At 62.2% G+C, this 17,024-nt stretch carries 14 protein-coding genes; 11 read left to right on the top strand and 3 right to left on the bottom strand.

The window, feature by feature from the left end:
- The first annotated feature begins 311 nt into the window (after positions 1–311).
- Positions 312–1,199 carry an RNA ligase family protein gene (locus J0O65_RS15915; protein ID WP_251373778.1) on the top strand — a complete coding sequence of 296 codons (888 nt, stop codon included), beginning with the start codon at positions 312–314 and terminating at the stop codon, positions 1,197–1,199.
- On the top strand, positions 1,196–2,335 hold the full coding sequence (locus J0O65_RS15910; protein ID WP_215408159.1) for an AAA family ATPase: 1,140 nt from the start codon (positions 1,196–1,198) through the stop codon (positions 2,333–2,335). Before J0O65_RS15915 ends, J0O65_RS15910 begins: the two co-directional genes overlap by 4 nt.
- A gap of 4 nt (positions 2,336–2,339) precedes the next feature.
- Here J0O65_RS15910 and J0O65_RS15905 read toward each other — a convergent pair whose 3' ends face one another.
- The 3 genes from J0O65_RS15905 to J0O65_RS15895 are packed head-to-tail and all read right to left on the bottom strand — an operon-like array spanning position 2,340 to position 5,907.
- Complete coding sequence (locus J0O65_RS15905; protein ID WP_215408157.1) at positions 2,340–4,058, bottom strand: cobaltochelatase CobT-related protein; 1,719 nt, start codon at positions 4,056–4,058, stop codon at positions 2,340–2,342.
- Positions 4,055–5,029, bottom strand: a complete 975-nt coding sequence (locus J0O65_RS15900) for an AAA family ATPase (RefSeq protein WP_353056206.1) — start codon at positions 5,027–5,029, stop codon at positions 4,055–4,057. Before J0O65_RS15900 ends, J0O65_RS15905 begins: the two co-directional genes overlap by 4 nt.
- 41 nt (positions 5,030–5,070) lie before the next feature.
- On the bottom strand, positions 5,071–5,907 hold the full coding sequence (locus tag J0O65_RS15895) for an IclR family transcriptional regulator (RefSeq protein ID WP_369811606.1): 837 nt from the start codon (positions 5,905–5,907) through the stop codon (positions 5,071–5,073).
- A 201-nt stretch (positions 5,908–6,108) separates the two neighbouring features.
- Between J0O65_RS15895 and xsc the strand changes: the two genes are divergently transcribed.
- From xsc to sorB, 9 genes are all read left to right on the top strand, one after another.
- Positions 6,109–7,917, top strand: coding sequence for a sulfoacetaldehyde acetyltransferase (xsc, locus tag J0O65_RS15890; protein WP_251373814.1), 1,809 nt, complete (start codon positions 6,109–6,111; stop codon positions 7,915–7,917).
- A gap of 194 nt (positions 7,918–8,111) precedes the next feature.
- Entirely contained in the window at positions 8,112–8,528 is a 417-nt protein-coding gene (locus J0O65_RS15885) for a nuclear transport factor 2 family protein (protein ID WP_215408153.1), read from the top strand.
- 25 nt (positions 8,529–8,553) lie between these two features.
- On the top strand, positions 8,554–9,993 hold the full coding sequence (locus J0O65_RS15880) for an NAD(P)/FAD-dependent oxidoreductase (protein WP_215408151.1): 1,440 nt from the start codon (positions 8,554–8,556) through the stop codon (positions 9,991–9,993).
- A 120-nt stretch (positions 9,994–10,113) separates the two neighbouring features.
- The gene (tauA, locus tag J0O65_RS15875) at positions 10,114–11,166 is read left to right on the top strand and encodes a taurine ABC transporter substrate-binding protein (RefSeq protein WP_215408149.1); all 1,053 of its coding nucleotides are present in this window, start codon (positions 10,114–10,116) and stop codon (positions 11,164–11,166) included.
- 84 nt (positions 11,167–11,250) lie between these two features.
- A complete protein-coding gene (locus J0O65_RS15870; RefSeq protein ID WP_086139478.1) occupies positions 11,251–12,066 on the top strand; it encodes a taurine ABC transporter ATP-binding protein in 816 nt (271 codons plus the stop codon).
- Positions 12,067–12,145: 79 nt separating this feature from the next.
- Positions 12,146–12,940 (top strand): ABC transporter permease subunit, encoded by a 795-nt coding sequence (locus J0O65_RS15865; protein ID WP_243858333.1) that lies wholly within the window; start codon positions 12,146–12,148, stop codon positions 12,938–12,940.
- 289 nt (positions 12,941–13,229) lie between these two features.
- Entirely contained in the window at positions 13,230–14,663 is a 1,434-nt protein-coding gene (locus tag J0O65_RS15860) for an amino acid permease (protein ID WP_215408145.1), read from the top strand.
- Positions 14,656–15,876, top strand: coding sequence for a SorA family sulfite dehydrogenase catalytic subunit (gene sorA, locus J0O65_RS15855; protein ID WP_215408143.1), 1,221 nt, complete (start codon positions 14,656–14,658; stop codon positions 15,874–15,876). The genes J0O65_RS15860 and sorA overlap by 8 nt, the downstream gene beginning before the upstream one ends.
- Positions 15,877–15,886: 10 nt before the next feature.
- Positions 15,887–16,501 (top strand): SorB family sulfite dehydrogenase c-type cytochrome subunit, encoded by a 615-nt coding sequence (sorB, locus tag J0O65_RS15850; RefSeq protein WP_215408142.1) that lies wholly within the window; start codon positions 15,887–15,889, stop codon positions 16,499–16,501.
- Positions 16,502–17,024: the final 523 nt, after the last annotated feature.

Genomic DNA, 17,024 nt, shown 5'->3' with positions numbered 1-17,024 from the left:
CAAGCGTGCGCACAATAGGTTGCGCCACTTGCAAAATAATCAAACAGCCTTTATATTCGCGGTTCTTTCTCGAACCTCTTCCTTATTGGAGCCAAAAGTGCCTCGCTTCTTCGCCATCACCTGCTAACGCTGACGAAATGCTCTCTGCAGCATCGTTCGGCGCGTTGACGCCCCCCGATTGCTGCGGCACTGTTTTTGCTCCCTCCGCACACGTATCCGTGACCCTGGTCCCGGTCGTCCACGCCCGAACACGTTGTCAGCACCACTGACCCTGTATGGACACGCCTGCGGTGAACGCGGCGTGGGACGCTATGTTTTTACAATCTTTGCCCTTATTTAAATACCCGCGCACGCCGCACCTGGAAGGCTCACGCCTGCAGGATGGCGACGACGGCTCCGACCAGATGCCCTTGAAAAAGCTGGCCGGCCAGTACGTCGTCATCGAGGAAAAAATCGATGGCGCCAACTCCGCCGTGTCGTTCAGCGACGCGGGCGAAGTGCTGCTGCAGTCGCGCGGCCATTACCTGGCTGGCGGCGGCAGCGAACGCCAGTTCAACCTCTTGAAACCGTGGGCCCATGCGCACGAACACGCGTTGCTGGGCTTGCTGGAAGACCAGTATGTGCTGTTTGGCGAATGGTCGTACAGCAAGCATTCCGTGTTTTACGACCGGCTGCCCCATTACTTCAACGAGTTCGACGTGTATTGCCGCCGCCGCCAGATGTTTTTATCGACGGCGCGCCGCCACGCCATGCTGGCCGGTTCGCCCGTGCTGTCCGTGCCCGTGCTGTATGCGGGCGCCATGCCCGCGTCGCCCAAGCAGTTATGGCAGCTGCTGCGCCATTCGCTGGCCAAGTCCCGGCTGTGGCGCGACGCCTTCGAAGGCGTGGTGGCGCGTGAACGCCTGCCTTTGGACCTGTGCTGGAAGCAGACGGACAAGTCCGACCACGCGGAAGGCCTGTACCTGAAAGTGGAGGACGACGAGCAAGTGCTGGCCCGCTACAAGCTGGTGCGGCATGACTTTACGCAAACCATTCTCGACAGCGGCTCGCACCACAGCACGCGGCCCTTGATCCCGAACCTGCTGGCGGACGGCGTCGACCTGTACGCGCCGCAGCCGCTGGTGACGTGGGAGAGCCTGGGCCTGCATACCTGCCGTTCGCTCGATGAGCTGGCAACATTTTCAAGGAGGACAAGATGAACTGGAAACAGTTACAACAACTGGTGCCGCCAGCGGGCCAGTCGCCCGATTTCGATGCCTGCCTGGCCGCCTTCCCGCAGCTGGAACTGGCGAAGACGACGCCGCAAAACCCCATCTACCACGCGGAAGGCGACGTGTGGACGCATACGATGATGGTGGTGGAATCCCTGCTGGCCATGCCCGACTACCAGCAAGCGACGCGGGCGGAACAGGAAATCGTGTTCCTGGCCGCCTTGCTGCACGACGTGGCCAAGTGCAGCACCACGGTGATCGACCCGGCAACGGGCGCCATCGGCCAGCCCGGCCACTCGCGCAAGGGCGCGCTCGATGCGCGCATCGCCCTGTGGGACTATGCCGCGCCGTTTGCCGCGCGCGAGGAAATCTGCCGCCTGATTAACGTCCATCAAGTACCGTTCTTCGCGCTGGAACAATCGCGGCGCGGCGTCACGCCGGAATTTACCGTGCGCGAACTGTCGTGGCAGGTCGATATCCGCCTGCTGGCCATGCTGGCCGAAGCCGATATCCGCGGCCGCATCTGTCCCGATCCGCAGCGCATACTCGACGCCATCGAGCTGTTCCGCGAACTGGCGCGCGAGGAGGGCTGCTATGGCCATCGGCGGGTGTTCGTCGACGACCACACGCGCGTGAAATATTTTCGCGGCGCCGAGGCGCATCCCGACTACCCCCTGTTCCAGGAGCCGGGCTCGCAGGTGATCGTCATGTCGGGCTTGCCCGCATCGGGCAAGAATACGTGGGTGGACAAGCACCATCCGCGCCTGCCCGTCGTTTCCTTCGACGATGCGCGGACGGCCTTGGGCTTGAAGCACGGCAAGAACGAAGGGCAGGTGGGGGATTACGCGGAAGAGCGGGCGCGCGAACTGTTGCGCAAGGGCGAGCCGTTCGTGTGGAACGCCACGCACCTGTCCAAGCTGATGCGCGAAAAGACGCTCAACCTGCTCTATAAATACCATGCGCAGGTGGAGCTCGTGTATCTGGAGCAGCCGCGCAAGGAATTATTGCGGCGCAACGGCCAGCGCGACACATCGCTCAGCAACAAGAAGCTGCAATCGATGCTGTGGAACTGGGAAATCCCGCTGCCGATGGAAGCGCATGCCGTGCGTTACGAAGTGAGTTGACGGCTTAGCGTTTCCGTCCGGCGATCAGCTGGGCGATCTCGCTGAACAGTTCATTGTTCAGCGAGGCGGGCAGGGTGGTGGCCAGGCTGCGGCTGTAGTAGGCGCCCAGGTCCAGGCCCAGTCCCAGCCCGCAAATTTCGACCGCGCCCTGCGCCTCGCGGCGCGCCACCACTTGTTTCAGATGTTGCGCCAGGTAAAACTCGTCGTTGGCCAGGGTCGTGGCCGTATCCATCGGGCAACCGTCGGAGACGACGAGCAGGATGCGCCGCCGTTCCGGGCGCGCCAGCATGCGCGCGCACGCCCAATCCACGGCTTCGCCATCGACTCCTTCGCGGTACAGGTCCGCCTTCAGCAGCGCCGCGATGTCGGGCCGCGCGCGGCGCCAGGGCGTGTCGCCATCCTTGAAGACCATGTGCACGAGTTCGTTCAAGCGGCCCGGGTTGGCAGGCGCGCGGGCGCGCATCCAGTCGCGCTTGACCCGTCCCCCGTTCCAGGCGCCCGTCGTAAAGCCCAGCAACTCCGTGGCGATGCCCGCCTGCTCCAATGCGCGCAATACAATGTCGAGCAGCACGGCCACGGATTCCGCATGCGTCTTCATGGAGCCTGAGCAATCGACGAGGAAGGTGACGAGGCAATCGGCTTGCGGCAGGAATTGTTCCTTGCGGAACAAGCGGCGCTCGGAAGGCGAGCTGATCAGCTGCGCCAGGCGCCGGCCGTCGATGTATCCCTCTTCCTCGCCGAAGGACCAGCCGTCGCGCTGGGGTAGGGCCAGCAATTGCGTGAAGCGCCGCGCCAGGCGGGCCGTGTTGATGCCCAGGCTGGCGATGCGACCATCCATGCGCTCGCGGTATTCCAGCAGCAGGGCGCGGCGCACCAGCTCGCCCGCTTTTTCCTCGCGGTCGTAGGTCGTGGAGTAAGTTTGATAGCCGCCATCGCCATCGCTGAAGGCGCGGCTCTCGCCCAGCGGGGCCGCATCGGGAAGCTGGTCGTTGTCGCTGTCGAAATCGAGCAGCAGCTTGAACGCCGCCTGCGCCTTGGCGTCGCCCCCGTCCTCCTCGCCGCCGTCGCGCGCCGCCTGCGCCTCTTTCAGCATGGCGTCGACGGCGTGGGCGATGGCCAGCGCGTGGCGCGCAAAGGCGGCCTGGTCCAATCGATGGCGGCGCAATCCCGCCAGGTCGCCGCTCAACTGCGAAGAGACTGACCAGCGCGTCGCTTCGATGAAATCTTCCGTCTTTTCCAGCACGGGCCTGGCCGTCAGGCGCGACCAGCACATCTGGAATACCGTGTACAGCAGCAAGCCCGAGGCGCCTTCGGCCAGGCCGGAATCGTAGAACGCATGCGACCAGGCCGTGAAACGGTGGCGCAGGTTGGCTACCACGCCAGCGTGGTGTTCTGGCGCAAGCGTTTCAACGCGCAGTTGCTCCAGCAATTCGAAGACGAGGCGCGCCACGGGTTCCACAGGACACAGCGACTTGTGCAAGGCGGCGTCCGTGTGCAGCAAGCGCAGGGCCACGCTGTCGGCCGCGCCGCGCAGCGAGGGCAGATCCTGCAGCGCCGCATCGGGCTGCAGATGGGCTGCGTGGACGGGCAACGGACGGTGGCCGTCGTGCAGGCGCCGGCCCCGGTAGCGGATGGAGGCAACGCCGCTCAGCGCGCGGATGGCGCCCGCGCACAGTTCATCCGTTTCCTGCTGTTCGCGCGTGTAGGCGGCGGGGGCGTTCATGGCGCCGTCGCCAGCAATTCCTCATTGAAACAGCGCTGGTAGTACTCGGCCACCATGGGCCGCTCGGCCTCGTCGCATTTGTTGAGGAAGGACAGGCGGAAAGCCAGGGCCGGGTCGCGGAAGATCTGGCAATTCTCGGCCCAGGTAATCACCGTGCGCGGCGACATCAGACAGGCCAGGTCGCCTGCCGCATAGCCGTGGCGCGTCAGGCTGGCCACGGCCACCATGCTGTTCGCCAGCTGGCGGCCCGCCTCGTCGTTCATGGCGGGAACCCTGGCCAGCACGATTGCCGTTTCCTCGTCTTGCGGCAGATAGTTCAATGTGGCAACGATGTTCCAGCGGTCGATCTGCGCGTGGTTGAGCACTTGCGTGCCGTGGTACATGCCGTTCAGGTTGCCGAGTCCCACCGTGTTCGAGGTGGCGAACAGGCGGAAGTGGGGGTGGGGCGTGATGACCCGGTTCTGGTCGAGCAGGGTGAACTTGCCGTCGCGTTCGAGGATGCGCTGGATGACGAACATCACGTCGGGACGGCCTGCGTCGTACTCGTCGAAGATCAGGGCCACGGGGCGCTGCAATGACCAGGGCACGATGCCTTCCTGGAATTGCGTCACCTGCTGCTGTTCGCGCAGCACGATGGCGTCCTTGCCGACCAGGTCCAGGCGGCTGATGTGGCCGTCGAGGTTGACGCGCACGCAAGGCCAGTTCAGGCGCGCCGCCACCTGCTCGATGTGCGTGGACTTGCCCGTGCCGTGCAAGCCTTGCACCATCACGCGGCGGTTGTGGCTGAAGCCGGCCAGGATCGCCAGGGTCACGTCCTTGTTGAAGCGGTAGGCGGGGTCGATGTCGGGCACGTGCGGGTCGCGCTCCGTGAAGACGGGCACGAGCAGGTCGCTGTCGATGTTGAACAGGCTGCGCACGGACTGCAAGGTCTGCGCCGCTGCGGCGGGGGGATGTTGGCGTGAATCTGGCACCTTGTTCTCCTGGTCTGGCCGCAGCATGGATGCCGCAGCGGTTATGAATTACCTGCTTGCAATGCGTCGTCGTCCCCGCCCGTCGTCGGCATGGTTTCCGATTCGATGGCGGCCAGGGCTTGCGCGGCGCGTTGCAATGCTGGCAAGAAATGTAAAGCCTTGTCGTGCGTCAAACGGATGATGGGCGCCTGGATCGCCACGGCCAGGTTCGAGCGGCCGTTCGGGTTTGGCACCAGCACGGCCACGCACAGCAGGCCGGGCAGGAATTCCTCGTCGTCCAGCGCATAGCCGTTGCGGCGCACCAGTTCCAGTTCGCGTTCCAGCTTGACGGGGTCCGTTTCCGTCTTGTCCGTAAAGCGCGTCAATTCCATGTGGCCCAGCAGGCGGCGCCGCTGCACGGGCGTCATTTGCGCCAGGAACAGCTTGCCGCTGGACGAGCAGTGGGCCGGCACGCGCGAGCCGGGATGCAGATAGAAGCGCAGCGGGGCCGCCGTTTCCACCCGGTCCAGGTACACCACCTCGCTGCCGCTGAAGGCCGTCAGGTTGCAGCTTTCGCCCACTTCCTCGACCAGCTGGCGCAAGACCATGCGGCGGGCGCCATGGAACGTATTGTTAATCAAGAGGTTAGACGCGAGGCGGCGCAGGCGCACGCCCGTGCTGTAGTGGCGGCCATCGCTTTCGCGCTGCAGCACGCCCACGCTTTCCAGCTGTTGCAGCATGCGGTGCAGGGTGGGCTTCGGCAGGCCCGTTTCTTCCACCAGCGCTTGCAGCGACAGCAACTGGTCTTTTTCGGCAATCACTTCCAGCAAGGCAAACAAACGCATCGTGGGCGTGTCGCCTTCCAGTTTTTCCGGCTCAAGTTTTGGGGATGAAATCATGTCCATGGTGGCCTCGGTGTGGTATCGGTGTGTTATTTCATTTTCGAACTCAAATTGTACCGTTTCCTCGAAATTCTGTTTGACTTTTACATGCCGAACGCTTAAATTGAATTGTATATCAAATTTCGGAACAAAATATACCGTTTTTTGATAATTTAGCTTAAGTTCATCACTACAGACCAGGAGACACCCATGAATGACATGACCGAGCAAAAAGCCGCCGCCGCAGCGGCCATCCCCACCGGCCCGCAAAAGATGACGCCGTCCGAAGCGTTCGTGGAAACCCTGGCCGCCAATGGCGTGACCGACATGTTCGGCATCATGGGCTCGGCCTTCATGGACCCGATGGATATCTTCGCCCCCGCCGGCATCCGATTGATTCCCGTCGTGCACGAGCAGGGCGCCGGCCACATGGCCGACGGCTATGCGCGCGTCTCGGGCCGCCATGGCGTCGTCATCGGCCAGAACGGCCCCGGCATCAGCAATTGCGTCACGGCCATTGCCGCCGCCTACTGGGCGCACACGCCCGTCGTGATCATCACGCCGGAGACGGGCACGATGAGCATGGGCCTGGGCGGCTTCCAGGAAGCGAACCAGCTGCCGATGTTCGAGGAATTCACCAAATACCAGGGCCACGTGACCAATCCGGCCCGCATGGCCGAATTCACGGGCCGCTGCTTCGACCGCGCCATGTCGGAAATGGGCCCGACGCAACTGAACATCCCGCGCGACTATTTTTATGGCGAAATCAAGGCAGAAATCCCGAAACCGAACCGCCTGGACCGTGGCGCCGGCGGCGAGCAAAGCCTGAACGATGCGGCCGAACTGCTGGCCAAGGCCAAGTTCCCCGTGATTATTTCCGGCGGCGGCGTGGTCATGGGCGACGCCATCGACGAATGCAAGGCGCTGGCCGAGCGCCTCGGCGCACCGGTGGTGAACAGCTATCTGCACAACGACTCCTTCCCCGCCAGCCACCCGCTGTGGTGCGGCCCGCTCGGCTACCAGGGTTCCAAGGCGGCCATGAAACTGATCGCCCAGGCCGACGTCGTCGTCGCCTTGGGTTCGCGCCTGGGACCGTTCGGCACCCTGCCGCAGCACGGCATGGATTACTGGCCGAAGAACGCGAAAATCATCCAGATCGACGCGGACAACAAGATGCTGGGCCTGGTCAAAAAGATTTCGGTGGGCATCTGCGGCGACGCCAAGGCGGCCGCCAAGGCCATCCTGGCGCGCCTGGACGGCAAGCAGCTCGACTGCGACGCCACGCGCGAAGAACGCTATGCCACCGTGCAGGCCGAGAAGGCGGCGTGGGAAGAGGAGCTGACCAACTGGACCCATGAAAAGGATGCGTACAGCCTGGACATGATCGAAGAGCAGAAGAAAGAGCCGGGCAACTACTTGCACCCGCGCCAGGTCTTGCGCGAGCTGGAAAAAGCCATGCCGGAAGACGTGATGGTGTCGACCGACATCGGCAACATCAACTCGGTGGCGAACAGCTACCTGCGCTTCGAGAAGCCGCGCAGCTTCTTTGCGGCGATGAGCTTTGGCAATTGCGGCTACGCCTTCCCGACCATCATCGGCGCCAAGGTGGCGGCGCCGCACCGTCCGGCCGTGTCGTATGCGGGCGACGGCGCCTGGGGCATGAGCCTGATGGAAACGATGACTTGCGTGCGCCACAGCATCCCCGTCACGGCCGTGGTATTCCACAACCGCCAGTGGGGCGCGGAAAAGAAAAACCAGGTGGATTTCTACAACCGCCGCTTCGTTGCCGGCGAGCTCGACAATCAGAGCTTTGCCGAGATCGCGCGGGCCATGGGCGCCGAAGGCATCACGGTCGACAAGCTGGAAGACGTGGGCCCGGCCTTGAAAAAGGCGATCGACATGCAGATGAATGAAGGCAAGACGACCATCATCGAAATCATGTGCACGCGCGAGCTGGGCGACCCGTTCCGCCGCGATGCGCTGAGCAAGCCGATCCGTCACCTGGACAAGTACAAAGACTATGTTTAAGTAAGACAGCCTGTGGGAGTGGGCTGTGACCAAATTCTCACAGATTGTCACGAAAGCATCATAATTTCATTAAAGAATACAAGGCGTCCCGTTTTTTGAATTATTTGATTTGACAAGGCCATGCTTAAGGCTTAAATTCAATAAAAGACAAAAAACGGAACGCAGCGTATCAAAAACGATTTACGGAGACAGAAATGAACACACGCGTAACTACCGATGCCGTCACCACCGACTTCCTGCAAGCGTTCGGCGATGCCTGGAACCGTCACGATATCGAGGCCCTGATGGCCGCCATGGCGGACGACTGCGAATTCCACGCCGTCGCCGGCCCTGACTTGCTGGGCAAGAGCTTCATCGGCCGCGATGCCGTGCGCGCCGGCTTTGAGCTGGCCTGGCAAACCTTCCCCGATGCCGCCTGGCTCAATCCAGAACACTTCGTCAGCGGTGAGCGCGGCGTGACGGAGTCGACCTTTGCCGGCACCAAGGCGGACGGCACGCGCATCGAAGCGCGCATGGTCGACATTTTCACTTTCCGCGACGGCAAGATCGCCGTGAAGAACGCCTTCCGCAAGGACCGCCCACCGGTCGCCACGGCCAAGCAAGCCGCCTGAGCCAGCACGTTCACCAGGAATGACCATGAACAAACCTGTCGACACCCCATCTGACGTACTGGGCAACAGCACTGCCGCCCGCACGCCCTACGATCCCGCCTTCGATCCCCTGGTGGCCCAGCGCCCCGGCCATGGCAATGCCTACGCGCCCACCTACTGGATCGGCACGGCCGGCGAGCCGCCCGCCGACGACGGCCCCATCACGCATGACATCGACGTCGACGTGGCCATCATCGGCTCCGGCTTCACGGGCTTGTCCTGCGCCATCTTTCTGGCCCAGGAACACGGCATCAAGGCCACCGTGCTGGAAGCGAACCGGGTCAGCTGGGGCTGCAGCACGCGCAACGGCGGCCAGGCCCAGTGCACGACGGGCCGCCTGAAGCGTTCGCAGTGGATAGACCGCTATGGCCTGGAAACCGCCCTCAAATTGCACACGGAGGTGTGCGACGCGATGGAAACGTTCAAGAAGATCACGGCCGACATCGATTGCGACCCGCAGCCGGGCGGCCACCTGTACATCGCCCACAAGGCGAAAGCCATGCCCGCGCTGGAAAAAGAAGCCAAGGTGATGCGCGAGATATTCAAGTATGACGCCCGCATCCTCGACGCCGACACCGTCAAGCGCGAATTCGTCGATGACAAGGAAGCGGCCGGCGCGCTGCACGAGCCGGAAGGCATCGGCATCCACGCGGGCAAGCTGGCCTTCGGCTACCTGCGCAAGGCGCGCGCGCTGGGCGCCAAGGTGCATCCGTCCAGCCCCGTAATGGGCTGGGAAACGCGCAACGGCGTGCATTATCTGCAAACGCCGGGCGGCGTGGTGCGCGCCCGTTCCGTGGCCGTGGCCACGGGCGGCTACACCTCGCCCCATTTGCATCCGCAAGTGAAGAACCGCTTGCTGCCGATCCTGTCGAACTCGCTCGTCACGCGCCCGCTGACTCCCGCGGAAATCGAGGCGTGCAATTTCCGCACCCACCAGGTGATCACGGATACGCGCATCTTGCGCCACTACTACCGTTTGATGCCGGATAACCGCGTGCAGATCGGCAGCCGCAGCGCCATCACGGGCGCCGACGCGCCGGACGACAAGTACAAACAGTTTTTGATCAACGATCTGCACCGCAAGTTCCCCGCCTTGACCGGCATCGCCATCGATTACTCGTGGTGGGGCTGGGTCGACGTCAGCCACGACATGATGCCGCGCATCGTGCAGCCGGACCCGAAGCAATCGATCTTCTATTCGCTCGGTTACGGCGGCAACGGCGTCATGTATTCGGCGCAGGCGGGCCGGCGCATGGCCGAGCGCATCGCCGGCAAGGCCAGCGAAACGGGCTTGCCGATCTTCAATTCGAAACTGCCGTATCCCAACATGATGGAACTGGTCGAGTCGCAAGCGTTCGCCCCGTTCCGCCGCCTGGGCCAGCGCTTCCTGTACCGCTGGTATCACTTGAAGGATGAAGTGTTTTAAATAGTAATAGCAGTAGCCGTACTAAGCCGCCGTATGGTTGACAAAGAGCAACCAGCGGCGCCATCCGCAAGGATGAGATTGCCCGCACGTTCACACATAACAATAAACTTGGAGTGAGACATGAACACGATTACGAGCAAAACCACGGTATTTTCAACGATGCGCCGCGCCGTCCTCGGCACCCTGGTGCTGGGCGTCGCCCTGGCCTCCAGCGCTACCGCCTTAGCGCAAGGCAAGGAAGTGACGATCGCCTACCAGGAAATCAACGGTCCCTTCCTGGTGGCCATCGCCAGCGGCGAAGTGGAAAAAACCACCGGCTATAAAATCAACTGGCGCAAGTTCGACTCGGGCGCCAAGGTGGCCACGGGCATGGCGTCCGGCGACGTGCAGATCGGCGTCATCGGCTCCAGCCCATTGACGGCGGCCGTCAGCCGCGGCGTCGACCTGCAGCTGTTCTGGATCATCGACGACATCAATGAAGCCGAAGCGATGGTGGCCCGCAACGGCGCCGGCATCAGCAAGCCCACCGACTTGCGCGGCAAGAAGATCGCCGTGCCTTTCGTTTCCACCACGCATTTCCACACCATGTTCGCGCTGGAAACGTGGGGCATCAAGCCGGCGGAAGTGAAATTGCTCAACATGCAGCCGAACCAGATCGCCGCCGCGTGGGAACGGGGCGACATCGACGCCGCCTTCGTGTGGGACCCGGCCTTGAGCAAGCTCAAGCAAAACGGCAAGGTACTGGTCACCTCCGGCGAACTGAGCAAGAAGGGCAAGGCCACGTTTGACGGCATGGCCGTCGAGCGCGCCTGGGGCGAAGCGAACGCCGACTTCATGGCCAAGTTCGTCAAGGTGATGGCCGCGGCCGACGCCGACTACCGCGCCAATCCGAAGGCGTGGACCATCGATTCGCCGCAAGTGAAAGCCAACGTCAAGCATTCGGGCGCGGCCGCCAAGGACGTGGCCGCTTCCGTGGCCCTGTACGCCTACCCCTCGCTGCAGGAACAGGCTTCGCCGGCCTGGCTCGGTGGCGGCGCGAAGGGCGGCGTGGCGCAAGCCTTGCTGGCCACGGCGCAATTTTTGAAGGGCGAAGGCAAGATCGACACCCTGGCGCCCGATTACGCCAAATATGTGACACCCAGGTATGCACAGGCCGCCGGCCTGCTGAAGTAAACGTTGTGCGATGGCGCGCCTGCGGGCGCGCCGACTGAACAGAATGCGTTGAACTGAAGTGACTACACCTATGCGGGGCACATGATGGAAAATCTCTACGTCAAGGATGTCAGCGTGATTTATCCGGGCAAGACGGCCGGTGAACGCGTACATGCCTTAAACAATATCAATCTGACGATCAATAGCGGCGACTTCGTCGTCGCGCTGGGCGCCTCCGGCTGCGGCAAGACCACCTTGCTGAGTCTGATGGCGGGCTTTATCGCCCCGTCCAAGGGCGAAATCATGTTGGGCAGCAACAAGGTGGAAGGGCCGGGCGCCGACCGTGGCGTCGTGTTCCAGAAACACGCCTTGCTGCCGTGGCTGAACGTGATGGAAAACGTGGAATTCGGCCTCAAGCTGCAAGGCGTGCCGAAAGCCGTGCGGCGCGAACAGGCGGCGAAGAACCTGGCGCTCGTGGGCTTGAAGGACTTCCACGACAATATGATTTATCAGTTGTCGGGCGGCATGCAGCAAAGGGTGGGCATCGCCCGCGCCCTGACCTGCAACCCGGCCATGCTGCTGATGGATGAACCGATGGCGGCGCTCGATGCGCTGACGCGCGAAACCATCCAGGAATTGCTGCTCGATATCTGGGCCAAGTCCAGCACCATGTTCTTCTTCATTACCCACAGCGTCGACGAGGCGCTGTTCCTGGCAAACCGGCTGATCGTCATGTCGCCCCGTCCGGGCCGCATCACGCACACGTATGAACTCGATTTCAACAAACGCTTCCTCGAATGCCGCGATGCGCGCGCCGTGAAATCGAGCCCGGACTTCATCAAGATGCGCGAAACGGTGCTCAACATCATTTATGGCGACGAGCGCGCCGTCAATAAAGAGCTGGAGGTGTCCCATGCATAGCCCATCCGTCGCGGGATTTCCTCCCACCACCGCCAAGCGCGCCGGCTTTTTTGGCCGCCTGTTCGCCCCCCGCTGCGCCATGCCCGGCGAAGCGTTCGGCGCGCCGGGGCAGGGCAATTCCAGCCGCATCGCCACCGTCACCGTCATCGCCGTGCTCTTGCTGTGGTTAGCCGTGACGGCCAGCGGCATGGTGAAACCCTTGTTTTTACCTTCGCCGCAAGCCGTCTATGAAAAATTCATCATGGCGGCCACCACCGGTTTCGGCGGCGCCACCCTGTGGGAACACACGGTCGCCAGCCTGGTGCGCGTGTTCGGCGCCTTTGGCCTGGCTTGCCTGTTCGCCATTCCCGTCGGCGTGATGATGGGCGTCAATCGCGTGGCACGCGGCATCTTCGATCCCTTGATCGAGTTTTACCGCCCGCTGCCGCCGCTGGCTTACTTGCCACTGGTTATCATCTGGTTCGGCATCGGCGAGTTTTCGAAGGTCTACCTGATCTTCCTGGCCATCTTCGCGCCGATGGCCATCGCGGCCCGCGCCGGCGTCAGCTCCGTGTCGCTGGAGCAAATCCACGCGGCCTACTCGATGGGCGCCACGCGTTTCCAGGTCATCGTGCACGTGATCCTGCGCGCCGCGATACCGGAAATCCTCACCGGCATGCGCATCGGCATCGGCGTGGGCTGGACCACCCTGGTGGCAGGCGAAATGGTGGCGGCCACACGCGGCCTCGGCTACATGGTGCTGAGCGCTTCCGAGTTCCTCGCCAGCGACGTGGTGATCATGGGCATTATCGTGATCGGCTTCTTCGCTTTCCTGTTTGATTTGATGATGCGTTACCTCGAACGTACCCTCGTGCCATGGAAGGGCAAGGTGTAAGACGTTCCCGGGAGTGGCGCGCACGCCACAAGTGTTGCCGCCGCTCCTTTTTTTAACCCGTAGTAACCCGCCATACCCCGTACGTATCCTCCAGCGCGCTTGCCCCTTGGGCGCCGCGCCGGGCCGCTGCATTTCCAGATTGACTTATGGCATGCAGCCAACCAGACTGATTTGATGATGTATCGATGCTGCTTGACGGTGTTGCTCAAATAAAACAAAGCCGCGCGGCAGAAACAGAGCCGCAGCAGGCCAGGGCGCACCGAGCTTCAGATATTACTAGGAGACAAAAATGATTAGCGACAACCACAACAACACGGGCTTGCAGCACTCGCTGAAGCAACGCCACATGAGCATGATCGCCATCGGCGGCGTGATCGGCGCCGGCCTCTTCGTCGGCAGCGGCGTCATCGCCAAGGCCGCCGGCCCGGCCGCCATCCTTTCCTTCTTGCTCACGGGCGGCCTGGTCGTCCTGATCATGCGCATGCTGGGCGAGCTGGCTTCGTCCCTGCCCGTGGTCGGCTCCTTTTACGAATATGCGCGCCTGGCCTTCGACGACAAGCCGAAGGTCTCGAAATTCCTCGGTTTCATGAGCGGCTGGATGTACTGGTATTTCTGGGTCGTCGTCGTGGCCCTGGAAGCCATTGCCGGTGCGAAATTGGTCAACTTCTGGCTGCCCGACGTGCCGTCGTGGGCGATCAGCCTGGTGCTGCTCGTGTCGATGACGGTGCTTAATTTGTTCTCGGTGAAGGCGTTTGGCGAATTCGAGTTCTGGTTCGCCTCGATCAAGGTGGTCGCCATCATCGTCTTCCTGTTTGTCGGCGCCCTGTTCATCACGGGCAGCTTGCCCAACAGCATACCGACCCTGGGCTTTTTGACCAGCAACGGCGGCTTCATGCCCCACGGCTGGGGCCCCGTGCTCAGCGGCGCCGTCGCCGCCACGGCCTTTTATTCGGGCGCCGAGATCGTCACCATCGCCGCCGCCGAAACGTCGGACCCGGCCAAGGCCATCGCCCGCGCCACCAATTCCGTCGTCACGCGCGTGCTGATGTTCTATGTCGGTTCCATGTTCGTCGTCGTCTGCATCGTGCCCTGGGATTCGCCGGCCATCGCCACGCCCTTCGTCAGCGCCCTGACCGTCATGAACATCCCGTACGCGGCCCACATCATGAACGCCATCATCCTGACGGCGGTGTTGTCGGCCTTGAATTCCAGCCTGTACGCCTCGTCGCGCATGATCTTCGCGCTGACGCGCCGTGGCGACGCCCCGACGGGCCTGGTCAAGCTGAGCAAGAACGGCGTGCCGATCCGCGCCATCCTGTTCAGCACCCTGTTCGCCTACTTCGCCATTGCCGTTTCGTATGTGTCGGCCGACCTGGTGTTCCCCTTCATCGTCAATTCCTACGGCATCCTGATCCTGTTCGTCTACCTGCTCATTGCGATCTCTCAATTGCGCTTGCGCCGCCGCCTGGAACGCGAATGCCCGGAACGCATCAAGGTGCGCATGTGGCTGTTTCCCTATCTGACGTATTTCACCATCTTCGCCATGCTGGTGATTCTGGGCGCCATGAGCGTGTCGTCCGATACGGAGCAGCGCGTGTCGTTCTGGTTCGGTCTGCTGAGCGTGGTCATCATGAGCGTCATGTATTACATCAAGAAGCTGGTCAACGACGACCGCGACGGCGGCGCCCCCGCCGACACCAAAGTGGAGCTTAAACATGTCTGACACGACCTTGTCGCCTGCCAGCCGGCGCCGCTTCCTGCGCACGACGGCCGCCCTGGGCGCCGCCGCGGCGGCGGGCCCGGCGCTTGCCGCCTCCGTCACTTTGCCGTTTGAAAATGGCGAGCGCGAACTGGTGGCCTTCCCGCAGAAGCGCCCGCTGATCCTGCTGACCAGCCGTCCGCCCCAGCTGGAAACGCCGTTCAGCGTGTTCAACGAGGGCGCGATCACGCCCAACGACGCGTTTTTCGTGCGCTACCACTGGAGCGGCTTGCCCACCAGCATAGACGGCGACAGCTACCGGCTGCGCATTGGCGGCCTCGTCAAAACACCGCTGGAACTGTCGCTGGCGCAACTGAAACAGTTGGCCGAGCCCGTCGACGTGGTGGCCGTCACGCAATGCTCAGGCAATAGCCGCGGCTTCTTCGCGCCCCGCGCGAATGGCGGGCAGCTGGGCAATGGCGCCATGGGCAATGCCCGCTGGACGGGCATTCCCCTGAAAACCGTGCTGGAAAAGGCCGGCATCGCGGCCAATGCCGTGCAAGTGGCCTTCAACGGCCTGGAAACGCCGCCCGTGGGCGACGGCCCCGACTTTCAGAAAGCCTTGTCCGTCGAGCACATCATGACCGGCGACGTCATGCTGGCCTGGGCCATGAATGGCGAGGACATTCCTTTCCTCAATGGCTACCCGCTGCGCCTGATCGTGCCAGGGTATTACGGCACCTACTGGGTCAAGCACTTGAGCGACATCACCGTGCTCGACAAGCCCTTCGACGGCTTCTGGATGAGCACGGGCTACCGCATTCCCGACAATGGCTCCGGATTCATCGAGCCGGGCGCGCCCGTGGGCAAGACGACGCCGATCAGCCGCCTCAACGTGCGCTCCTTCATCACCAGCGTGCAAGATGGCGCGCAAGTGAAGGCGGGGCGCGACCTGGCCCTGCGCGGCATCGCTTTCGATGGCGGCCAGGGCATCAGCGAGGTGACCGTCTCGGTGGACGGCGGCCAGACCTGGCAGGAAGCCAGGCTGGGCAAGGACCTGGGACGCTTTTCGTTCCGCGAGTGGACGATGCTCATGAAGGCGCCGCGCAAGGGCAGGCACGTGCTGATGGTGCGCGCCGTCAACCGCATCGGCCAGAGCCAGCCCATGAAAGCCCTGTGGAATCCCATGGGTTATATGCGCAACGTGGTGGAAACCACGCGCATCGACGCAGTCTGAGGAGAACCATATGAAGATATTACTTGCCGCGCTGGCACTGTCGGCGGCGGGCGGCGCGTGTGCGCTGGAGATCCATTTGCCACCGGAAACGGCGACCTACAAACCCAGCGAATTGCCTGGCTACCTGCTGGTGCAGCGCAACTGCATGACGTGCCACGCGGCCCAGTATGCATCGAGCCAGCCGCCCGCCTCGCCGCGCGCCTACTGGGAAGCGACCGTCAAGAAGATGAAAAAGCCGTTCGGCGCCCAGTTTGACGACGCGGATATGCCGGCCATGGTCGATTATCTGGTGAAAACCTATGGCGCGGAGCGGGGCGCCGCCCAGCCTGTCGCCGCCGTCGCCAAACCCGTGGCAGCGGCTGTCCCGGCCGCCAGCGGCAAGGATGTCAAAAGCTTGCTGGCGGCGAACGGCTGCATGGCTTGCCACGCGCTCGACCAGAAGGTGGTCGGCCCGGGTTTTGCCGAGGTGGCCGCCAGGTACAAGGGCAAGGATGGCGTCGCCGCCGTGGCGGCCAACATCCGCAGTGGCGGCGCCGGCAAATGGGGACCCGTGCCCATGCCGCCATTTAGCCAGCTCAGTGTAGCCGATGCGGCCACCCTGGCGAAATACGTGCTGTCCAGGTAAGTTCCTGCGACTTCTCTTCCTCTTCGCCGCCAGACGGCATGTCGGCTCCGTGCCCGGCATGCCGGTTGGCGGTCACGCCGATACGCTTCAATCGCTTTCACCACAAAAATTAATTCATTGGCAATTCATTTTTGCAAGAATGTTACATGCTCTCGTGGCGCAAGAAATTGTGTCATAGAAAGAGAATTAATATGCTCAAAATAATAACATTGTTTTATATTGCGACAATATCAATAAGTTATTATTAATGCAAATATTTTCACTGTGCAAGTAGCATTCAGGTAGTGATGTGACGGGAATTTTGTTGCGGAAAGCCAACGAATTTCTTAGTGGAAATGCGCATTTTGACGCGAATTTGGTGATGTTGGCACTGCCCGTGCTTTGGCGGCAGCAATGGAGTAAATCAGCCCCCGGATAGGTTTTTTCTCTTTTCATGACGCGCTAAAATAGTGCAATGTTGCTGGTGGGAACTTTATTTTCCAATTGATGTGATATTTAACATTAATATCAAAAGAATATTTAG

Origin of the sequence: Janthinobacterium sp. JC611 (assembly GCF_018682595.1) — a bacterium.
Classification (GTDB): Bacteria; Pseudomonadota; Gammaproteobacteria; order Burkholderiales; family Burkholderiaceae_D; genus Janthinobacterium.
Note: the sequence above shows the minus strand (reverse complement) of the source record. Positions and strands in the feature narration are given on the sequence as shown.

Excerpts from the sequence above, each read along its gene's own strand:
- J0O65_RS15915 (WP_251373778.1), top strand. The coding sequence starts at position 312 with ATGTTTTTACAATCTTTGCCCTTATTTAAATACCCGCGCACGCCGCAC.
- J0O65_RS15910 (WP_215408159.1), top strand. The coding sequence starts at position 1,196 with ATGAACTGGAAACAGTTACAACAACTGGTGCCGCCAGCGGGCCAGTCG.
- J0O65_RS15905 (WP_215408157.1), bottom strand. The coding sequence starts at position 4,058 with ATGAACGCCCCCGCCGCCTACACGCGCGAACAGCAGGAAACGGATGAA.
- J0O65_RS15895 (WP_369811606.1), bottom strand. The coding sequence starts at position 5,907 with ATGATTTCATCCCCAAAACTTGAGCCGGAAAAACTGGAAGGCGACACG.
- xsc (WP_251373814.1), top strand. The coding sequence starts at position 6,109 with ATGACCGAGCAAAAAGCCGCCGCCGCAGCGGCCATCCCCACCGGCCCG.
- J0O65_RS15885 (WP_215408153.1), top strand. The coding sequence starts at position 8,112 with ATGAACACACGCGTAACTACCGATGCCGTCACCACCGACTTCCTGCAA.
- J0O65_RS15880 (WP_215408151.1), top strand. The coding sequence starts at position 8,554 with ATGAACAAACCTGTCGACACCCCATCTGACGTACTGGGCAACAGCACT.
- tauA (WP_215408149.1), top strand. The coding sequence starts at position 10,114 with ATGAACACGATTACGAGCAAAACCACGGTATTTTCAACGATGCGCCGC.
- J0O65_RS15870 (WP_086139478.1), top strand. The coding sequence starts at position 11,251 with ATGGAAAATCTCTACGTCAAGGATGTCAGCGTGATTTATCCGGGCAAG.
- J0O65_RS15865 (WP_243858333.1), top strand. The coding sequence starts at position 12,146 with ATGCCCGGCGAAGCGTTCGGCGCGCCGGGGCAGGGCAATTCCAGCCGC.
- J0O65_RS15860 (WP_215408145.1), top strand. The coding sequence starts at position 13,230 with ATGATTAGCGACAACCACAACAACACGGGCTTGCAGCACTCGCTGAAG.
- sorA (WP_215408143.1), top strand. The coding sequence starts at position 14,656 with ATGTCTGACACGACCTTGTCGCCTGCCAGCCGGCGCCGCTTCCTGCGC.
- sorB (WP_215408142.1), top strand. The coding sequence starts at position 15,887 with ATGAAGATATTACTTGCCGCGCTGGCACTGTCGGCGGCGGGCGGCGCG.